Below are 20,269 nucleotides of genomic sequence, written 5' to 3'. Positions count from 1 at the left end.
ATCAGGCCGGTGATCCCGTTACTACGTCTGTGTTCTCTGGTCCATGCGGCAGGATAGCGGAGGGAGCTCTACCTGGGACTGTATAACCGGCTGGCGGAAGGTTCCGGAAGTATTCCATTCCAGATAGTGCAGCTTGAACACCAGCTCAGGCTTAATCCAGACCGACCCTTTACTGCGCTGGGGCAGCTCTGCAAAAGGCATCTGCTCTATGATCAGGCCGCTGATCTGTGCGGTCAAATTCCGCCAGTCCTGTACGGTCATTTTGCCTGCTCCTGCATGGCCGATATAGTGCAGCTTGCCCGCATCATCATACAGTCCGAAGAGCAGGGCGTTAACCAGACCGTCACGGAAGGTGACGCCGCCGGCTACAGCAGTGACATCGGAGATAATTTTGCATTTCTGCCAGCGCTTGTCTTTGCCTCCCGGGGCATAGGTACTGGTGAGCTCTTTGCATACAATCCCCTCCAGCCCGCCCTTCAGAGCGGCAGCGTACAGCTGTGCGGGCTGATGGTAGCTTGGCACATTTTGCACATGGGGATGGGGCAGCAGCATTTCACTTAACATCTGCTGCCGCCGGGACAAAGGCTGGTCCAGCAGCCAAATGCCATTGCAGTACAGGATATCGAAGACCATATAGAGCACCGGTACCTGCGGACTTACCGCCCGGATCGCTGCTTCATTCTTCAGGCTGTCCCGCCGCATCACCTCATGGAAGGAGGGCTTGCCGCCGCTGAGTGCAATAATCTCGCCATCGAGAATGACCGAACCGGCCCGGCAATACGCCTCCGGTCTGGCCAGCTCAGGATACTGCAGCGTGCGCCGGTTGCCCCGCCGGTTGATCAGCTCGGCATGGCTTCCATCGGAATAGGAGAGCATCCGCACGCCATCCCATTTGATCTGGGCGATCCACTCCTCGCCCTCCGGGAGCCTGGAGGCCAGCACGGGCTCGAATGGAATAATCGGCTGCAGCGTAAGCGGACCGCCTATAACTGGAGGCGCGGATGACCTGCTCCTAGGCACCGGTTACCTTGCTCTTGGCCGTCCGGCGTTTCGGCTTAGGAGCGATGACCGGAATCGGCCCTGTTGCCTCGTTACCTGCCGGCACTGCCGGTTCAGGGGCAGGGGTTCCGGAGGCTGTGGCCTGTGCCGGTTTTTTCTTGCCGCCCGCAGCCGTCCGCGGCTTCTTGCCTGTGCCGGACAGTGAAGGTCCGGGGTCGGACGGAATATGCTGTACTGCTTCGATACTGGCCTGCAGGGCAGCCATCAGATCGATCACATTGTTCTCCTGGCGCGCCGGAGCAATATGGAATTCCTCACCTGCGATCTTGTGCGTGATCAAGTCAAGCATCCGCTGGCGGTAATCGTCCGTGTATTTAGCGGGTTCAAACGGTGTGGACAGCTGAGAGATCAGCACCTTGGCCATATCCAGCTCTTTGTCGTTCACGGTCCCCGGCTCCGGCAGACCGGGTACCTGCGATACCGGACGGACTTCGTCCGGGTAATAAATGGTTTCAATCGCCAGGCAGTCGGCGAGGACGCGGATCGCAGCCAGACTGCTTTTGGAGCGGATGGAGATTTTGGCGATCCCGATTTTGCCGGTCTGGCGCATCGCCTCCATGAGCAGACGGTAGGCGTTGGCGCCGGCCTGATCGGGAGACAGGTAATAGGTTTTTTGGAAATAAATCGGGTCGATCTCCGTCAAATCCACAAAATCCAGAATCGTAATGCTCTTGCTGCTCTCCTCGGTTAACTGATCCAGCTCTTCCTTATCGAACAAAACAAACTTGCCCTTCTCATATTCGTAACCCTTGCCGATCTCTTCCCAGGCCACTTCCTTCTCGCACACGGGGCATTTACGCACATAGGAAAGCGGACTTCCGCATTCTTTATGGATGTAACGCAGCGAGATGTCCTTGTCCTCCGTAGCAGAGAACATTTTGACCGGAACATGCACAAGCCCGAAACTGATGGCTCCTTTCCAAACGGTATGCATGAGAATCGCCTCCTGAGTATAAGTGCTGTTTATAATTGCTGTATCATGAGTTCACGATCTATATGGGTTAGTATGACACGCTGGGGCTTTTTCTAGCCGGATGCATTATTTGCGATTCATGGGAAAAAATAAAGCCGTTCAGCATACGCATTGCACAGTGAATGAGACATTCATTGCTGGTCATTGCTGGATAGTCATGCAAAGGGAGGCCGTTATGGAAAAAGAGCGGAACAACTGGAGCGACGTCCTGTCCGAGCAGGATATCCCGGCGGAGGCTGTCGATTGGGAGAGCATTATTGCGGAGCCCGGGGAAGAGGCGCTGTACGGCGAAGCCGGACTGCTGGATGCTGATGCGACCATCGGCGAACTTTCTGCAGAAGATGAGGATGAATAGGGAGGCGACAAAATGGATGTGAAACGTGCGGGGGATATTTATGCCTCCAAGGATAGGATTGCTGTCCATCTCGATGGTGAACCGGTATGGATTGAGCATGTGGATGCCGATAATGGCATGGCGACTGTACAAGTAGGCTCGCGGCCTGATAATACACGGACCGTTGGTGTAGACCGGCTGGAGGAGCAGGGAAGCTAGGGTAGGTTGATGCCTACCTAGGCAGAGGCCGGATGAGGTAGAGAAAAGGACGGATAGGAACGAACAAGAACGGATAAGGCAGAAAATAAGAGTATATAAAACCGGTTGAGGAGGTATCCAATCAGCCGGTTTTTTTGTAGTTTAGAAATTATGTGATGAGCAAGTTGCTACGGCGAACCGAGCCAAACGTATGCGAAAAACCGAGTACAATGTGCTAATGCGAAGGTAACCGAGCCAAATGTATGTGAAAAACTGAATACAATGCGCTGGAGGGGGCTGGTTGGTGAACATAAAGGGGGATGTCTCTTTAAATCCGCCAGAAATTGGCCAGAGCGTCATTCCGGTAAAAAGATCATATTAGAGCTGACACAAAGGTTGACGGAATGCGCCATAACCCCCTATATTTGGGGGAAGAATTTTGACGAAAAGAGATGATAGGCGTGCGTCCCATTTTGCTTGGCGTCTGTTCGGCGCTGTTTTTTGCGGTAACGTTTGTGCTTAACCGTAGGATGGAGCTTGCAGGAGGAAGCTGGGCCTGGAGCGCCTCGCTGCGTTATTTCTTTACCCTGCCGTTTCTGCTGGCCCTTGTGGCCGGAAGAGGGCGGCTGAGGCCACTGCTGTCTGCGATGAGAGAACGCCCGGGGGCCTGGCTGTTGTGGGGGACGGTCGGTTTCGGCCTGTTCTATGCGCCTATTTGCTTCGCGGCTGCGTATGCACCCGGCTGGCTGACAGCAGGGACCTGGCAGATCACGATTATCTCGGGATCGCTGCTCGCTCCATTCTTCGGACAATGGGTGAGCGGCTCATCCGGTTCTGTATACATAAGAGGTAAAATCCCGCTCCGCGGGCTGCTCCTGTCCCTGATCATTCTGGCCGGAGTAGCGCTGCTTCAAGTGGAACATGCGCGCCAGCTGACTCCAGCCCAGCTGCTGCTGGGCATTATTCCGGTACTTATTGCTTCATTCGCCTATCCGCTCGGCAACCGCAAGACGATGGAGCTCTGCGGAGACCGGCTGGATGTGTTCCAGCGGATTCTCGGCATGACGCTGGCCAGCCTCCCCTTCTGGCTGGCAGTCGCATTATATGGCCTGGCAGATGCGGGCCTGCCGTCGCCCTCGCAAGCGGGTCAGTCCGTGATCGTTGCCCTATCTTCGGGAATAGTGGCTACCGTACTTTTCTTCCGGGCTACGGATATGGTCCGGGGCAGCATGAGCGGTCTGGCGGCAGTTGAAGCGACCCAGTCCCTGGAGGTGCTGTTTGCCCTGCTGGGTGAGATGCTGATTCTGGCTTCCCCGCTGCCTTCCCTCCTATCATGGGTTGGGATTGCGGTAATTATTGCCGGCATGGCGCTGCACAGTCTGTTCTCCCGGCATCCGGGAGAAGCGCCTTCCGGGACAGTGAAGCGGCGCGGAGGAGCTGAAGTTCCTGCAGCCGGAGGGAAGGCTACATAATAACAATCCGTGCAGCTTGCTTTGTACACTGGCTCCTTATACAGATAACAGCGGCCTGTTGCGGTGCAAGTATCATACCGATATAATTAAAAGTATTGTTAACCGTTAAGGGATATCAAGTAAAACGGCTACGCCGTCCTTGAAGGACGGTACCCGTTTCAGCGAGAAATAGAAGGATAAAATATAGTGTAAAACATATCCCTTCTTATATTTTCTAAAAGGTGGTAGTTGCAGTTTTGGACAATAATATTGAAACGGTGTTTACTTACCGTTCCTCCAGCCTTCAGGACACTGAGGCGCTTGCAGCCGCCATCGCAGCCGTGTCGGAGCCGGGGATGGTGATCGGCCTGGACGGGGATCTGGGCGCGGGCAAAACCGCGTTCTCACAGTGCTACGCCCGCCACTTAGGTGTGGAGGGGATTGTGAACAGCCCTACTTTTACAATTATCAAAGAGTATGAGGGCCGTCTGCCGCTGTATCATATGGATGTATACCGGATTTCCCTCCAGGAAGCGGATGAGCTGGGGCTGGAAGAGTATTTCTACGGCCAGGGAGTAAGTCTGGTGGAGTGGAGCAGTATCATTACGGACCTGATGCCGCCGCGGCATTTGCATATAGAGCTGAAGTCAGCCGGCCCGGAGAAGCGGGAGATTACGGTAACCGGAATCGGGGAGCCTTATGGCGGAGTGTGCCGGGCACTGATCCAGAAGTGGGGTAAAGAAACATGACGAATCTGAATAATGAGCCGCGTAAGCGGTTTTTGGCGCTGGATACATCAACGGCTGTGCTGGGGGTGGCAGTGACCGGGAACGGGGAGCTGCTGCATGAGATGAATGCTTCCGGGGAACGGAATCACTCGGTACATCTGCTGCCGATCATTGAGCAGGTGCTGCAGGCCTCGGCTACGGCTGCAGACATGATCGGCGGTATTGCAGTCGGTGTCGGTCCGGGATCGTATACCGGGACAAGGATTGCTGTAACTGCAGCCAAAACGCTGGCCTGGGCCTGGAACGTGCCGGTCACCGGGGTATCCAGCCTGCATGCGCTGGCGTGGGGCGGTTATCATGCCGCGGCTCTTCAGCAGGAATCCGGACAGGCTGATGTGACGTCCGCGAACGGGACAACGGGTTCGGACTGGATCATCCCGCTGATCGACGCGCGCCGTGGACAAGCCTACACTGCGCTTTTTGCAGCGGACGGGGACAACCCTCCGCAGCGGCTGGCGCCGGATGCCATCCGTCTGATGAGAGACTGGGTACGGGAGCTAGGAGAACGGCTGAAGGATGCTGCAGCGGAAGGCATGCTGCCGGGCACACTATGGTTCACCGGGGACACCGCACTGCATGGAAGTGCAGAATCGCTGGCCCCGCTAGCCGGAGCAGGTATTGTTCAGGCAATGCCTTACGAGCTTGAAGGCCGCTGGACCGGATTCTTAGCCGAAGCGGGTAGCTATAAGGAATGCGCAGATATTCACGTATTGATTCCCAACTATACGCAGCTTACCGAAGCAGAGGCTAATCTCCGCCGGAACAGTGAAGGGAGCCTGAACCAAGGATGACGGAACCGGTACCAGGAAGAGATCAGGGGACTGAGCTTGTTTTTCGCCTGATGCGGCTTGAGGATATCCCTGAGATTCTTGTGATTGAACGCGAAGCCTTCACGATGCCATGGACGGAGGAAGCGTTCCGCAACGAGCTGAGCCATAATCATTTTGCTAAGTATATGGTAATGGAGCTGGCCGGGCATATCATCGGCTACGCCGGGATGTGGGCGATTGTCGATGAGGCGCATGTGACGAATATTGCGCTGCTGGAGGCCTACCGGGGACGTAAATGGGGAGACCGGCTGCTGGACGAGCTGATGAAGACGGCGGCGTATCTCGGGATGAAATCCATAACCCTTGAAGTGCGGGTCTCGAACGAGGTGGCCCAGAATTTATATCGCAAAAAAGGCTTCCGTCCTGCAGGTACCCGCAAGGGCTACTATTCGGACAACCGCGAGGATGCGCTCATCATGTGGGCGGATCTGCCGGAGTATGGGGAGCAAGGTTTGACGGAAGGAGGCGTGGACTTGAAATGAAGACCGAAACGGGCGCACTTAAGCCTGTATATATACTCGCAATTGAAACCAGCTGTGACGAAACATCGGTAGCTGTGGTGAAGGATGGCTGTGAGGTGTTATCAAACATCATTTCCAGCCAGATTGAGACACACCGGGCATTCGGCGGCGTGGTGCCTGAAGTGGCCTCCCGCAAGCATGTAGAGGTGATCACGCTGGTTATTGAGGAAGCCATGAACGCGGCGGCAATCTCGCCGCAGGACCTGACGGCAGTCGCGGTCACCCAGGGCCCGGGGCTTGTCGGGGCGCTGCTGGTCGGTGTCGTGGCGGCCAAAAGCCTGGCGCTGGCCTGGGGCAAGCCGCTCATCGGCACCCACCATATTGCCGGCCATATCTATGCCAACCGGCTGGTCAAGGAACTGCAGTATCCGAATATGACGCTGGTGGTATCCGGCGGTCATACGGAGCTGGTCCTGATGGAACGGGAAGGCGAGTTCAAGATCATCGGGCGCACCCGGGACGATGCTGTCGGCGAAGCTTACGACAAAGTGGCCCGGGCGCTGGGCTTTCCTTATCCGGGCGGTCCCCATGTGGACCGGCTGGCGCGGGAAGCAGAAGAAGCCTTCCCGCTGCCGCGTGTGTGGCTGGAGCCGGGTTCGTATGACTTCAGCTTAAGCGGCCTGAAGTCTGCGGTGCTCAACGCGGTGAATCAGAGTAAGATGAAGGGGCTGGAGCCGGATGTGGCCGGAATTGCCCGCGGCTTCCAGGAATCTGTCGTCGAGGTACTGGTCGAGAAGGCTGTGCGTGCCGTACGTGAGTTCAGCGCGGGGCAGCTTCTGCTCTGCGGAGGGGTGGCTGCGAACAAGGGCCTCCGTGAAGCTCTGACCTTGAGATGCGCCGCAGAAGGGATCGAGCTGATCATCCCGCCGCCGGTGTATTGCACGGATAATGCAGCGATGATTGGGGCTGCGGCCTATGTGAAATGGAAGCATGAAGGCGGAATTCCGCTGGATATGGTCGCCGATCCCGGCTTCTCGCTGGAGAAATGGTCTGTATCTGCCTATTGACTTCTTTTGGAGAAGCCGGGTATAATCAGTTCAATTCATGAATCTTATATTTGAACAAACGCGATGATTGGAAGCAGTAAGGTAACTCCGGGATAAGAGAGCTGCGGGCGGGTGCGACGCAGTCGAAGGAGACCTGAACTCGTCCGGGAGCGGAGCGGTGGAAGCAGGGTACTTCTGGATAGGAGTGCTGACCGGTGGAGAATGTAGACCGGGCCCTTTCGTACACCGTTACGGTTGACCTCCGTAAGAGGGTTGTTGAGTGGATACCGCAGGCGCAGCAGAAGAGTTGCTGATCCGGGGATCAACAAGAGTGGTACCGCGAGGGTGAACAGCCTGTCGTCTCTTGAATGAGATGGCAGGTTTTTTTGTGCGCTGGTATAGGCATTCATAGAAATACACGCAATGAACGGGAGCAGTAGACGGCCAAGGTGAACAGAGAGCTGCGGGTGGTGCGACGCAGTCACCGGAGGCCGGCGAATCTCGCCCGTGAGCGGAGCGGCGGAAAGAGCTTCAGGTACGCCGTTACGGATGTCCCCGTTACCGGACTGTTCGTATCCCCCGAGCTTACCGTTACGGGAGCAGGGAGATATGAAGCGGAGCTGGACGCAGCTTGGGCATGCCTGGACTGGATTGAGATCAGGAGCCTATGCGTCAAAAAGAGTGGTACCGCGGAGGGGTGACCCGCCGTCTCTTTAATTAGAGACGGCGGTTTTTTGTGTTTGTTGAAGTTGATCTGGAAGGCTGGCTGGATGAACCCAATTTGAGGAGGATGAACAATGATTATTCCGGTAAAGAAACGAATTCAGATTTTTGATACGACGCTGCGTGATGGAGAGCAGGCCCCGGGGGCTAGCCTTACCCCGGAGCAGAAGATCATTCTGGCCGGCAAGCTGGCCGAGCTGGGCGTGGATGTCATGGAGCCGGGCTTCCCCGTATCCAGTCCGGGTGACTTTGCAGCGGTAGAGACCATCTCCCGCAAGATTCAGGGCGTAGAGATCTGCGGCTTCGCCCGCGCGGTCAAAGGGGATATCGATGCTGCTGTGCGGGCAACCCGGGATGCGGAGCGGCGGAGGATTCATCTGTTCATCTCCTCCTCCGACATTCATCTGCGCCATCAGCTGCGCAAGAGCAGACCTGAGGTAGTTGCCGCCGCGCGCGAGATGACAGCCTATGCCCGCCAGTTCAGTGATGTAGTGGAATTCACCGCCATGGACGCTGCGCGGACGGGAATCGATGATCTGATCGAGATGGTCGAGGCGGTGATTGAAGAAGGCGCAACCATTATTAATCTGCCCGACACAGTAGGCTATGCATTGCCGCAGGAATACGGGGAAATGTTCCGGCGTGTGCGGCTCGGCGCGCGGGGCGGCGACAAGGTCATCTATAGCGCCCATTGTCATAACGATCTGGGGCTGGCCGTGGCGAATAGCCTGGCGGCGATTGCCGGCGGTGCCACACAAATTGAGGTCACCGTCAACGGAGTGGGCGAGCGGACCGGCAATTGTGCGCTGGAGGAACTGGTTATGGCGCTGGAAACGCGGGGGGATGCCATCGGTGCAGAGACAGGCATCCGACTTGAGAAGCTGTACGATACCTCGCGTATGATCAGCGGGGCGATGCATTTCCCGATTGCCTTCAACAAGCCGGTGGTCGGCCGGAATGCCTTCCAGCATGAATCCGGCATCCACCAGGACGGCTTGCTCAAGGACCGCAGCACGTATGAGATCATGGACCCGGAACGGCTGGGCATCCCGCGCAGCATGATCATCCTCGGCAAGCATTCCGGCAGGCATGCGCTGAAGGACCGCGCAGCGAAGTACGGGATTGCCCTGGATTCAGCGGAGCTGGACGCGCTCTATGAATCCTTCAAGGAAACCGCTGACCGTCAGAAGGCCGTCAGCGATGATGAGCTGCTGCGGATGGTCAGCAGCACCACCGGGCAGCAGGCGCAGGTCTATGCGCTCGGCGAGGTGCAGGTACTGGCAGGCAGCGCGCCGCGCCGCGTAGCCGCCGTAACGGTGCGCCATCTGCAGAGCGGCGCAGACACCACGCACACCAGCACCGGAGACGGTCCGCTGGAAGCGATCATTGCCGCCATCGGGCAAGGGATCGCTGAGGATATCCGCTTCGACGGTCTGGAGCTGCACTCTCTGGGCAGCGGCGGGGATGCCCAGGCTGAGGCTGCTGTTATGGTGGAATGGAAGGACACCAAGTTCCGGGGGACGGCCATCCATCATGATATTGTGATGGCAGCGGGAATTGCTTACATTGCTGCCTGCAATGCAGCGCTGCTCTCGGCATCGGCTGCGGATTCTCCGGAAACGGGAACTGCGGTGAACGGCTAAGCATTACCTGGAATGCTGCTCCGCTAACATCCGCAAGCGCGTCTTGCCATGTTCATTCCGACATGGCGGGGCGCGTTTTTTAGCGGATAATCCGGAGATGCAGCGGCGCAAGAAGCTGGCACGGGGGTTGCTGGTGCCGGCGGCCGGAAACAAGTGGATTTTCTCCACTTGTTTATGGACTGAGGAGCTCTTGCTCTTAAGCCCCCTAATCGAATTGGAGTCCTAAAGATGCATAAGGTACACTAATAGAGAAGGGGATGAGGACATGAAAAGTAACAAGTTGTACGATGAACAACGGATTAAAGTTGCCCAGGAAGCGATTAATGGGACGAAGCTCTCTTTCCTCGCCCGTAAATATTCAGTTTCTCCCAGCACGATTACGAACTGGGTGAAGTTCTACAAAGAACGATTTGGTGAGCAAGCGACACCTTCAGTTAACGAACGTATTGAAGATGCCAAACGTGTCCAAGAGTTAGAGACCAAAATGGACACTGCGATTAAACTGCTGGGCGAAAAGGATTTGGAGATCGAACTCCTGCGTGAACTGCTAAAAAAGACCAACCCCGCTTACAAGACAGACTTGAAATAGCCGATGAAAGCATTAAGCGGGGCTATGCGGTATCGGTGGTACTTCGGCTGGTGGGTGTGCTGGAATCGACCTACTATGCCCGCAAACAGCGTCAAAAGGAGAACACCAAATCTACGGTAAGCTTAGGGACAGCCGGAAGACCGATCCCAGCGTATTCGTTGACGAAAGACGGCCAGAAGGTCAGCGACGAGCAGATCGAAGAATGGCTTAGCGAACTCGTTGCAGGCGAGGAACACGGCTACGGTTACCGTAACTTAGCGCATGCCCTCTACATCCAGCATGACTTAATTCTGAACCACAAGAAGGCCTACCGGCTTTGTAAAAAGCTAGGGCTGCTCCAAAAGAAACCTGACAAGAAAGTGAGATATCCAAGACGGCTTGCCCAAAACCGCGTGGTTACCGGAGCCAACCAACTTTGGCAAATAGATATTAAGTACGGATACATTCATGGCTACGACCGCTTCTTTTTTATCTTTGACATGATTGATGTGTTTGACCGCTGTATTGTCGGCTACCACTTGGGTGCAAGTTGCAGTGCAAAGGAGATCTGCACGACCATTAAGCAGGCGTTGAAGGCCCGTATACAGCCTGGAGGGGCTAGGCCTATTCTTCGCTCAGACAATGGTCCTCAATTTCTCAGTCATGCTTTTGCAGAGATGTGTATGGACCCGGATGAACCTTTGATTCATGAACGGATTCCGCCTAAAACGCCGAATATGAATGCATATATTGAGTCCTTCCACAGCATTTTAGAACGAGATCTCTACAGCAAAATGTACTTTGAAACCTTTGAAGAAGCCTACGAGACTGTCACGGAGTACATTGAATTTTACAACGAACGCCGCTTTCACGGCAGTTTAAACCGATTGAGTCCTAACCAATACCATGCGGCATGGAGAGCAGGCCAAGTGGCAGAGGTAAACATCTCACTTTAAGAAACTGCAAGAACCAGAGATTTCAAGAGAATGACTCCATAATTAAGGGGCCGAACCGCTTGCCAGGAAACAGTTGGATAATCAGCACTTAATCGGCTGCGAATGTCCAGACTTGAAGGAATGCATGAATTTAAATGACATTTATCCACTTAATGATCTCAAATGCTCCAAAACAGCCAAATTAAGATACGTTTATCCAACTAAATTATTATGCATCGTGGAGGCCCATCAAACTCATCACCGCCATTTCATACACCTGCTAATGCAAGTGGGAATTTAGCCGGGAGCGGCGGTTATGGTCTAATCCAATCTTAGTGTGTTGCTGATCCGTCTCCGGTGACGGCGTTCCGGGCTGACAGTACATACGTCCGGCAGCGGGAATGCAGGAATTCGGAGGCGGAGGCAGACTTCAGCAGAAGCATCACAATGCTGTATAATTTTACAGCAGAAATTGGGATAAAAACGAGTAATTCCGTTTAGTAGAATCCGCCCTGATCTGCCTTTCCGCTGCAAGCGCGGAGAGCAGGTCTTTTTTATTGTTTTGGAGATTATGGTGTTCATCTGTAACGTTATTGAATCCCCAGAAAGCCGACAGCAGGGTCAAGTCAAAGGGATAAATCCCTCTAAATCCGTCAGAAGTGGGCTTAAGAGCAAAGGAGGAAATGAGGAGCACTAGTGCCCTTGATTTCCCTAAATACGGGCCAAAGGAGGAAATGAGGAGCATTAGTGCCCTTGATTTCCCTAAATACGGGCCAAAGGAGGAAATGAGGAGCATTAGTGCCCTTGATTTCACCCGTTGGCGGCCCCGGAAGTATTCTGAATTGGGTAATGATGTGAGTTGGCTTTAACAATCTGCATCAGCCGCACAGGCTGCATAAGCCGCATTTAAGCCGCATAGCTGCATACGCTCAGCTCGATTCATCTGTTAGGGTGACTGTTTTCGTTTTGAGATTTGTAATTGCTTTTCCCGCTTGAAACAGCGTAGAGGGTGGAACGATTGTGTACAAGCGGCCGTGGTCGCGGCCGCTTAAAAGCTTTCCGCGCAGGAATTTGCACTTCGGAATCATCCGTAGTCTCTGGATTTTCACCGCTAAGGAAACTGATAAACTGGAGAGCACCGCGATGAGGAAAATGGTCAGCTTTAATCTTTTTATCAACAAATTTTGGTGCATTGCGGGTTTTGTCAAGCTGTGGACAACGTTATCCACATATTCCGCACGAGTTGTGTAAAAACCGTGTGAAATCAGCAGCAACGCCCTTTTTTCGAAGGCCATAAACAGGAGGTTATGCATTGAAACGGTTTTGTGAAAACTGTGGATAATGTGGATAATTCGGTGGATAAAAAGTCCTTGACAAGGAGAATAGCGATTTTACGCATAAAAAAAGCCCCGGAGGGCTATTTTTCAACAAGAGTTATGCACGAAAACTGTGGATGGCGCTGTGGATAACTATTTATGAACAAATCGGAAACAGTTGAATTTTATTTTTTTACTGCCTTTACATTATTCGTCAGCCAGTTGCTCCCATTCGCTAAATAAATCTGCCAGCTGCTGTTTCTTGTCCTTCAGATCACTTTCATGCTCCTGAAGCGCCAGGTAATCCTGATATACCTCAGGTTTGGTCATTTCATGCTCAATCCCGGAGATGGCTTCCTCCAGTCTGGCGATATTCTCCTCAAGGTCAGAGATTCTCCGCTGGCGGTTGCGCTCCTCACGCTTGGCCTGTTTGTCTGCTTCATAAGAGAGGGAGGTCCCTTTCTCGGCAACAGCAGCCTCTCTGTCCGCATTCCGGGAGGACTTGGCGGCGGCAAGCTCCGCTTCCTCCTCGGCAATGGCTTCTAGTTCACTTTTTTTCTCGACATAGTCGTCATAGTTACCGAGATACTGATCAATACCGTCAGGATGCAGCTCGAGTACCCGCTCAGCCATTTTGTTCAGGAAATAACGGTCATGGGAAATGAACAGCAATGTGCCTTCAAAATCAATCAGTGCCGCTTCCAGCACCTCACGGCTGACCAGATCCAGATGATTGGTAGGCTCATCGAGAATCAGCATGTTAGCTCCGCGCAGCATCAGCTTGGACAGCGCTACCCGTGCTTTCTCGCCGCCGCTGAGTGCGGCAACCCTCTTCAGGACATCCTCGCCGCTGAACAGGAAATTGCCGAGAATGGTACGGATCCGTGCTTCCTCCAGCATCGGGTACTCACTCCATAGCTCCTCCAGAACGGTGTTGCGCGGATTCAGCCTCGTCTGCTCCTGATCGTAGTAAGCGATCTTCACCTTGGTTCCCCAGTTGACCGTTCCGGCGGAGGGTTCACGGGTGCCGGTCATGCACTGCAGGAGCGTGGACTTGCCAATACCGTTCGGACCGATCAGCGCTGCTGTCTCGCCGCGTCTAAGCTCAAAGGAAGCATTGCGGAACAGTGGGGCAGCCCCTTCGTTAAAAGCCACTGCAACCTCGCGGACCTGCAGCACTTCCTTACCGGACATAAAGTCAGGCTCGAAGGAGAAGCTGGCCTTCTTCAGATCGCCCAGCGGCCGGTCGATACGCTCCATTTTGTCGAGGGCCTTGCGCCGGCTCTGTGCCCGTTTGGTGGTGGAAGCCCGCACAATATTGCGTTGTACGAAATCCTCCATCCGCGAAATCTCGTCCTGCTGCTTCTCATATTGCTTCATGCGGATCTCATATTCCGCAGCCTTCAGCTCCATATAGCGGCTGTAATTGCCTGTGTATCTGCGGGACTGATGCCGCTCAATTTCCACTATGGTCGTGACCAGACGGTCGAGGAAATACCGGTCATGGGAGACCACCAGGATACCGCCGGGATATCCGCGCAGATAATCCTCCAGCCAGGTGAGCGTCTCGATGTCCAGGTGGTTGGTCGGCTCATCAAGCATTAGCAGATCAGGGGCCTGCAGCAGAATGCGCGCCAGTGCCAGGCGTGTCTTCTGACCGCCGCTGAGCGTAGCGATCGGCGTATCGGGTGCAAATTCCCCGAAGCCCATCCCATGCAGGACGCTGCGAATCCGCGTGTTCATCTCGTAGCCGCCATGATCCTTGAACCAGTCTGAACGTCTGGCGTAGCGCTCCAGCAGATCCTCATAACGCTTCGGATCTTCCGCGAGCGCCGGATCAGCGATATCTGTTTCCAGCTGCCGCAGCTCCGCCTCCGCCTCAAGCAGCGGCGCAAAAACAGCGAGCATCTCTTCCTGAATGGTTTTATCGGATTGCAGGCCGCTGTTCTGGGCCAGATACCCTATTGTGGTTTCTTTGGATTTATGAATTTGCCCGCTGTCATACGACATCTCGCCTGCGAGAATCTGCAGGAAGGTGGACTTGCCGGCCCCGTTGACGCCTACCAGACCGACTCTTTCCTTCTCATTGACCATCAGGCTGATGCCGTCCAGCACGCTTTGTATTCCATATGATTTCGAAATTCCTGTCGCTTGAAGAAGCATTCTGATGAAACCTCCGCCCTTGCATATTCGCCTTGGCTCATTACGCCCGGCTTGTAATAATCTTATTCTATAGTTTACATGAAAAAGGTTTGCCGCGCGAGGGGGCAGCATCATTCCCGAGGGTCCTGACGGCAGCAGATCAGCTGTCCGGGCTCCCGGCATTTCACGGCGGAGCGGACAAAGACAGTGCGCAGAACATTCTTCTAACAATGTAAATACCATAGCCTTGGCGAACCGGGGAGAAGAGTGGTAAACTGAGCTTACAAACTATGATAAGCTAGGAATATGTTGAAGAGGAGGCGGCTGCCTATGCAGGACAGCAGCATGCGGCTTGCTCTCCGGAAGCGTGAGCTGCGGGCCGGGAAGGCCGCTCTCCGGGACGGACTATCCGCGGAACAGAGAGGCCGGTTGTCTGCTCTGGTATGCAGTCATGCCTTGACCTGGTTCTCTCAGGAGCAAAGGGATTCACTACTGGCCTATGCCCCGTTCCGCTCCGAGCTGGATTGCCGTCCACTGCTGGCTGAGGCTTGGACCAGAGGACATGAAGTGCTGCTTCCGAGGGTCGTCCGGGAGAGCGGAGTCCTGAGCATTCATCAGGTCCGGTCCTGGGAAGAGCTTGCTCCGGGAGCTTACGGTATACCGGAGCCCGTAACCGAAATAGCAGGACCAGGCTTATACGCCGGCAAGAGTGAGAGATCCGGCCTGCCGGATGCCGTATTCGTACCCGGCCTAGCCTTCGACTTGCGCGGTGGACGGCTCGGCTATGGGCAGGGCTACTATGACCGCCTGCGGGCAGCCTGGGAAGCAGAGCTTCCTGAATCTGCCACCAGGCCCCTGTGGGTGGGACTGGCCTTTAGCCTGCAGCTGGTGCCTGAAGTGCCGCTGGAAGAGCATGATGCCTTAATGGATGTGCTGATTACGGAGAACGGCATTTGGGACTGCCGGAAGGAGAGGAAGACATGGAGTTAACTCATTTCAATGAACAGGGCAGAGCCCGCATGGTGGATGTGAGCGAGAAGGAAGTCACCAGCCGGACAGCGGCGGCGCGAAGCCGGGTGCAGATGGACCCGGAGACGCTTACCGCCATTAAAGCGGGCAGAATCAGCAAGGGCGATGTGCTCGCCGTAGCCCAGGTTGCGGGAATTATGGCTGCCAAGCAGACCTCCGCCTGGATTCCGATGTGCCATCCGCTGCCGCTTACCGGGGTAGATATCAGCTTCTCGGATAACAGCAAAGATGAACTATATATAGAAGCAACCGTCAAGACTACCGGCAAAACCGGAGTGGAGATGGAGGCGCTGACTGCAGTTTCAGCAGCGGCGTTGACCGTATACGACATGTGCAAGGCGCTGCAGAAGGATATGATTATCGGACCTACCCTGCTGGTGTCCAAGAGCGGCGGCAAGAATGGCGATTACGCGCTGGAGGAAGAATAGCTAACAGCATGAGACTTACGCTGAAGGTGCGGGCAGCGGCTGTATCAAGCAGCCGGACTTACATAGTACATAGAGAGGGAGGGACAACCTATGGCGTGGAAAACAGCAATCCTGACGGCCAGCGATAAAGGGGCCAGAGGCGAACGGGAAGACACGAGCGCCCAGGTTATTCGGGAACTGGTGGAAGAGGAGCTTGGAGGCGAGATTGTAGAATACCGGATCGTACCCGATGAGCAGGATGAGATTATTGCTGCATTGATTGAACTGACGGATTATTTCCAGGCGGATCTGGTGCTGACTACCGGAGGAACCGATCTGGCGATCCGCGATGTTACACCGGAGGCTACACGGCGTGTCATTGAACGTGAAGTCCCTGGACTCTCCGAGGCGATGCGCAGCACCGTGATGCAGAAGAACCGGGCGGTGATGCTGTTCCGGGGAATCTGCGGCATCCGCGGCCGGACATTAATTGTCAATCTGCCCGGCAATCCTAAGGGTGTGCATGAGAACCTGGCGGCTATTATGGATCAGCTGCCTGAAGCCTTGCTAATGGTTACCGGACAATACCGCCAATAACAGCACATGCTCCGGTAACTTCAGCATGATTCGTCACTCTAGACGATGGATGTGTGATATAAGTTATGGTATTATTAATTTATCGTTAACGATATCATGAACGGATAGAGTGATGGGAGGAAATGGTAATGCTAAATGGTATTGGTGCACCCGGAATTATTCTGTTGGTTATCTTGGCGCTCCTGCTCTTTGGCCCGAATAAGCTTCCTGAGCTTGGGCGGGCAGTCGGACGTACCTTCCGTGAATTCAAGGACGGGGCGCGGGAGATCATTAATGAACCGGAATCGGCCCGGAAGAGTGAAGTGCCTGCTCCCCCGGCTCCGCAGACTGTAGCAGCAGAACTTCCGCAGGACCGCCGTCTGCCGGAATAATTTCCATCCACTTACGCAGGGGCGTCTTTCCCAGGTCTGCTTCAGACTGGGGCGGCGCTCCTTTTTTCTCTAATCTATATAGCCATTTTATATGTCATTTCGGGTGGTGTCAGTCATGTCTCTGGAAGCGGAAGAAATGTCTTTGGTCGATCATCTGACCGAGCTGCGCAGACGGCTTATCTACGTGCTGATTGTATTTGCAGCCGGACTTGTACTCGGGTTGTTTGTTGCCAAACCGATCTATTTGTATCTTATCAGTGCTGACCCTGCCCAGGGATTCGTGCTGCATGCCTTCTCTTTCTGGGACGGGATCGGCATGTACATGAAGATTGCCATGGCCGTGTCACTGGCGTTCTCCGTGCCGTTTATTGTCTTTCAGCTGTGGGCCTTTATCAGCCCGGGCCTCCGGCCTGTTGAACGCAGCGCAGCGCTGCGTTATGTGCCGTATGTGTTCGTTCTGTTTATTCTGGGCATAGCCTTTGCCTATTACATCGTATTTCCTATGGCCTTGTCCTTTACGATCTCGATTACACGCAGCATGGGACTTGAGGAGACATACGGCATAGCCGAATATTTCAATTTCCTGTTCAGTCTGGTGATCCCGCTGGCCTTGCTCTTCGAGCTGCCGCTGATTGTCATGTTCCTGACCAAGCTGAGAGTGCTCAATCCGCTGCGCCTGCGCCGGATGCGGCGGTATGCATATTTTGCACTTGTATTTATTGCTGTGGTGATCACACCGCCCGATTTCATCTCGGATTTTCTGGTGACGATTCCGCTTCTGGTGCTGTATGAATTCAGTGTATTTCTGTCTGCGTTCGTTTACCGGAGGCAGTTGGCGGAGGATGCGCAGCGGGAAGCACGTTATATTAAGGCGGAGTAATGGAGGGGGCATATTTTGCCCCCTGGTGGATAGAATGTAAGAGAGTGTGTGCCGGACAACCCCCGAAACCATAATTTTCCCCAAAACAAATACGATTTTACGTAAAAGGACTTGAAATCCGTCTTCAAGTTGAGTATCATAAAAATTGTTGTTAGCACTGCAAGCAGTTGAGTGCTAACGCTGTGGAAAATAGGGAATGGGCCGGCGAAACGGCATTTAATTATGCTGATTCTCAACATTGCCATAAGGACCGCTAAGATTCCCGGCAGTTCAATCTATGTTTTCAAGGTAAACAACATAATTTCAAAGGAGGCTATTTTTTCATGATTAAACCACTAGGTGAACGCGTATTGGTAGAACCAAGCGAGCAAGAGCAAACCACTTCTTTCGGGATTGTGCTTCCGGACTCTTCCAAGGAGAAACCGCAAGAAGGCACTATCATCGCTGTAGGCAGCGGAGCTTTGAAAGACGGAGTTCGTGTAGCGCTGGAAGTTAAAGAAGGCGACCGTGTGCTTTTCTCGAAATATGCCGGAACTGAAATCAAATACGAAGGCAAAGAATATCTGATTATGAAAGAAAGCGACATTCACGCGATTCTTGACTAGTCTGTTTAGAGCCTTTCATAAGTTAGACCCCGATTACTTATATAACACAAAACTTAAGTTTATGCTTTCGAAGCGAGTTTTGTACGAAGTGAAATCAATGAAGCGAATGCTACACAAAACTTAGCGTATGCTTTCGAAGTCATTTTTGTACGCAGCTGAATCACCGAAGTATTCCTGACAAAAATTTAGGAGGTTAACAACACAATGGCAAAAGAAATTAAATTCAGTGAAGACGCCCGCCGCGCTATGCTGCGCGGAGTTGATGCTTTGGCAAATGCGGTTAAAGTTACACTCGGACCTAAAGGCCGTAACGTGGTGCTTGAGAAGAAATTCGGCAGCCCGCTGATCACTAATGATGGTGTTACTATCGCCAAAGAAATCGAGCTTGAAGATGCATTCGAGAACATGGGCGCGCAGCTTGTTAAAGAAGTTGCTACCAAGACTAACGATGTAGCCGGTGACGGTACTACAACTGCAACAGTTCTGGCTCAAGCCATGATCCGCGAAGGTCTGAAGAACGTTACTGCAGGCGCTAACCCTATGGTTATGCGTAAAGGGATCGACAAAGCGGTTAAAGCTGCTGTTCTTGAACTGCAGAGAATTTCCAAGCCTATCGAAGATTCCCAGTCTATCGCCCAAGTAGCTGCTATCTCTGCTGCTGACGAAGAAGTAGGCCAACTGATTGCTGAAGCTATGGAAAAAGTCGGCAAAGACGGCGTTATCACCGTTGAAGAATCCCGCGGATTCCTGACTGAGCTTGAAGTGGTAGAAGGTATGCAGTTCGACCGCGGTTACATTTCCCCGTACATGATTACAGATACGGACAAAATGGAAGCTGTTCTGGAGAACCCGTACATCCTGATCACTGACAAGAAGATCAGCAGCACTCAGGAAATTCTTCCTTTGCTGGAGAAGATCGTTCAACAGGCGCGTCCGCTGGTTATTATCGCTGAAGATATCGAAGGCGAAGCTCAGGCAATGCTGATCGTGAACAAGCTGCGCGGAACGTTCAATGCTGTAGCTGTTAAAGCTCCTGGATTCGGCGACCGCCGTGAAGCTATGCTGCAGGATATCGCTGCTCTGACAGGCGGCCAAGTGATCACTGAGAAGCTTGGACTGGATCTGAAAAGCACTTCCATCGAGCAACTGGGTAACGCACGCCAAGTGCGCGTAACCAAAGAAAACACGACAATCGTAGACGGAAGCGGCGACAAAGCGGATATCAATGCACGTGTAAGCCAAATCCGCTCCCAGCTGGAAGAAACGACTTCCGAGTTCGACAAAGAAAAACTGCAGGAGCGTCTGGCTAAATTGGCTGGCGGCGTAGCCGTTGTCAAAGTCGGTGCTGCTACTGAAACTGAACTTAAAGAGCGCAAGCTCCGCATCGAAGATGCCCTGAACGCAACCCGCGCTGCGGTTGAAGAAGGTATCGTATCCGGTGGGGGTACTGCTCTTGTGAACGTATATGCTGCTGTTGCTGCTGTAGTAGCTGAAGGCGACGAAAGAACCGGCGTTAACCTCGTGCTGCGCGCACTGGAAGAACCTGTTCGCACCATCGCTGCTAACGCAGGCCAGGAAGGTTCCGTTATCGTGGACCGCCTCAAGAAAGAAGCTGTAGGTATCGGCTATAACGCTGCTACCGATGAGTGGGTAAACATGTTCGAAGCGGGTATCGTTGACCCTGCGAAAGTAACCCGTTATGCTCTGCAGAACGCGGCTTCCGTAGCTGCAATGTTCCTGACCACTGAAGCTGTTATCGCTGACAAGCCAGAACCGGAAAAGGGCGGAATGCCTGATATGGGCGGCATGGGCGGTATGGGCGGCATGATGTAATCAAATCATTATCGAAGTAATTCGATGATGAGCGACCGCGTATAAGCGGTAGATTTCATCGCCGATGGAGCAGAATAACG

At 53.8% G+C, this 20,269-nt stretch carries 20 protein-coding genes and 1 other annotated feature; of the genes, 17 read left to right on the top strand and 3 right to left on the bottom strand.

Translation table 11 applies throughout. The features are described from left to right. Window positions 1–21: 21 nt before the first annotated feature. Both MKZ24_RS32360 and ku read right to left on the bottom strand, forming a co-directional pair. Window positions 22–1,020, bottom strand: coding sequence for an ATP-dependent DNA ligase (locus MKZ24_RS32360; protein WP_340789931.1), 999 nt, complete (start codon window positions 1,018–1,020; stop codon window positions 22–24). Continuing rightward, a complete protein-coding gene (gene ku, locus MKZ24_RS32355; RefSeq protein ID WP_042232957.1) occupies window positions 1,013–1,993 on the bottom strand; it encodes a non-homologous end joining protein Ku in 981 nt (326 codons plus the stop codon). Before ku ends, MKZ24_RS32360 begins: the two co-directional genes overlap by 8 nt. Before the next feature lie 214 nt (window positions 1,994–2,207). On the opposite strand from ku, the gene MKZ24_RS32350 reads away from it, so the two are divergent. The 10 genes from MKZ24_RS32350 to MKZ24_RS32305 all read left to right on the top strand — a co-directional run bounded on the left by MKZ24_RS32350 (window position 2,208) and on the right by MKZ24_RS32305 (window position 11,030). Beyond that, window positions 2,208–2,387 carry a hypothetical protein gene (locus tag MKZ24_RS32350; protein ID WP_340789928.1) on the top strand — a complete coding sequence of 60 codons (180 nt, stop codon included), beginning with the start codon at window positions 2,208–2,210 and terminating at the stop codon, window positions 2,385–2,387. Between the two features lie 12 nt (window positions 2,388–2,399). Next, a complete protein-coding gene (locus tag MKZ24_RS32345; RefSeq protein WP_039302140.1) occupies window positions 2,400–2,585 on the top strand; it encodes an H-type small acid-soluble spore protein in 186 nt (61 codons plus the stop codon). A 440-nt stretch (window positions 2,586–3,025) separates the two neighbouring features. Next, window positions 3,026–4,036, top strand: coding sequence for a DMT family transporter (locus MKZ24_RS32340; RefSeq protein WP_340789927.1), 1,011 nt, complete (start codon window positions 3,026–3,028; stop codon window positions 4,034–4,036). A 236-nt stretch (window positions 4,037–4,272) separates the two neighbouring features. Beyond that, window positions 4,273–4,764: a tRNA (adenosine(37)-N6)-threonylcarbamoyltransferase complex ATPase subunit type 1 TsaE gene (tsaE, locus tag MKZ24_RS32335; RefSeq protein ID WP_081956381.1), complete on the top strand. Its 492-nt coding sequence runs from the start codon at window positions 4,273–4,275 to the stop codon at window positions 4,762–4,764. Then, entirely contained in the window at window positions 4,761–5,594 is an 834-nt protein-coding gene (gene tsaB / locus MKZ24_RS32330; RefSeq protein ID WP_340789925.1) for a tRNA (adenosine(37)-N6)-threonylcarbamoyltransferase complex dimerization subunit type 1 TsaB, read from the top strand. Before tsaE ends, tsaB begins: the two co-directional genes overlap by 4 nt. Then, window positions 5,591–6,115 (top strand): ribosomal protein S18-alanine N-acetyltransferase, encoded by a 525-nt coding sequence (gene rimI / locus MKZ24_RS32325; protein ID WP_042232968.1) that lies wholly within the window; start codon window positions 5,591–5,593, stop codon window positions 6,113–6,115. The genes tsaB and rimI overlap by 4 nt, the downstream gene beginning before the upstream one ends. Then, window positions 6,112–7,161, top strand: coding sequence for a tRNA (adenosine(37)-N6)-threonylcarbamoyltransferase complex transferase subunit TsaD (tsaD, locus tag MKZ24_RS32320; protein WP_042232970.1), 1,050 nt, complete (start codon window positions 6,112–6,114; stop codon window positions 7,159–7,161). Before rimI ends, tsaD begins: the two co-directional genes overlap by 4 nt. A 393-nt stretch (window positions 7,162–7,554) precedes the next feature. Further along, window positions 7,555–7,856, top strand: a binding site (T-box leader). Between the two features lie 81 nt (window positions 7,857–7,937). Further along, the gene (locus tag MKZ24_RS32315) at window positions 7,938–9,506 is read left to right on the top strand and encodes a 2-isopropylmalate synthase (protein WP_042232975.1); all 1,569 of its coding nucleotides are present in this window, start codon (window positions 7,938–7,940) and stop codon (window positions 9,504–9,506) included. A gap of 265 nt (window positions 9,507–9,771) precedes the next feature. Beyond that, window positions 9,772–10,095, top strand: a complete 324-nt coding sequence (locus tag MKZ24_RS32310; protein ID WP_042236251.1) for a transposase — start codon at window positions 9,772–9,774, stop codon at window positions 10,093–10,095. A 35-nt stretch (window positions 10,096–10,130) separates the two neighbouring features. Next, window positions 10,131–11,030, top strand: coding sequence for an IS3 family transposase (locus MKZ24_RS32305; RefSeq protein WP_052416376.1), 900 nt, complete (start codon window positions 10,131–10,133; stop codon window positions 11,028–11,030). 1,502 nt (window positions 11,031–12,532) lie between these two features. On the opposite strand, the gene MKZ24_RS32300 is transcribed toward MKZ24_RS32305, so the two are convergent. Then, window positions 12,533–14,488, bottom strand: a complete 1,956-nt coding sequence (locus MKZ24_RS32300; protein WP_340789920.1) for an ABC-F family ATP-binding cassette domain-containing protein — start codon at window positions 14,486–14,488, stop codon at window positions 12,533–12,535. A 309-nt stretch (window positions 14,489–14,797) separates the two neighbouring features. Between MKZ24_RS32300 and MKZ24_RS32295 the strand changes: the two genes are divergently transcribed. From MKZ24_RS32295 to groL, 7 genes are all read left to right on the top strand, one after another. Next, window positions 14,798–15,457 (top strand): 5-formyltetrahydrofolate cyclo-ligase, encoded by a 660-nt coding sequence (locus MKZ24_RS32295; protein WP_042232980.1) that lies wholly within the window; start codon window positions 14,798–14,800, stop codon window positions 15,455–15,457. Further along, window positions 15,448–15,924 (top strand): cyclic pyranopterin monophosphate synthase MoaC, encoded by a 477-nt coding sequence (gene moaC / locus MKZ24_RS32290; RefSeq protein ID WP_039302115.1) that lies wholly within the window; start codon window positions 15,448–15,450, stop codon window positions 15,922–15,924. The genes MKZ24_RS32295 and moaC overlap by 10 nt, the downstream gene beginning before the upstream one ends. A gap of 90 nt (window positions 15,925–16,014) precedes the next feature. After that, on the top strand, window positions 16,015–16,500 hold the full coding sequence (locus MKZ24_RS32285) for a MogA/MoaB family molybdenum cofactor biosynthesis protein (protein WP_039302112.1): 486 nt from the start codon (window positions 16,015–16,017) through the stop codon (window positions 16,498–16,500). Between the two features lie 128 nt (window positions 16,501–16,628). After that, window positions 16,629–16,871 carry a twin-arginine translocase TatA/TatE family subunit gene (tatA, locus tag MKZ24_RS32280; RefSeq protein ID WP_042232982.1) on the top strand — a complete coding sequence of 81 codons (243 nt, stop codon included), beginning with the start codon at window positions 16,629–16,631 and terminating at the stop codon, window positions 16,869–16,871. Between the two features lie 115 nt (window positions 16,872–16,986). Further along, complete coding sequence (tatC, locus tag MKZ24_RS32275; RefSeq protein WP_039302107.1) at window positions 16,987–17,751, top strand: twin-arginine translocase subunit TatC; 765 nt, start codon at window positions 16,987–16,989, stop codon at window positions 17,749–17,751. A 323-nt stretch (window positions 17,752–18,074) separates the two neighbouring features. Then, window positions 18,075–18,356: a co-chaperone GroES gene (gene groES / locus MKZ24_RS32270; protein ID WP_039302104.1), complete on the top strand. Its 282-nt coding sequence runs from the start codon at window positions 18,075–18,077 to the stop codon at window positions 18,354–18,356. 204 nt (window positions 18,357–18,560) lie between these two features. Beyond that, window positions 18,561–20,189, top strand: coding sequence for a chaperonin GroEL (gene groL, locus MKZ24_RS32265; protein ID WP_039302101.1), 1,629 nt, complete (start codon window positions 18,561–18,563; stop codon window positions 20,187–20,189). Window positions 20,190–20,269 lie beyond the last annotated feature (80 nt).

Origin of the sequence: Paenibacillus sp. FSL R7-0297 (genome assembly GCF_038009025.1) — a bacterium.
Taxonomy (GTDB): Bacteria; Bacillota; Bacilli; order Paenibacillales; family Paenibacillaceae; genus Paenibacillus_AQ.
Note: the sequence above shows the minus strand (reverse complement) of the source record. Positions and strands in the feature narration are given on the sequence as shown.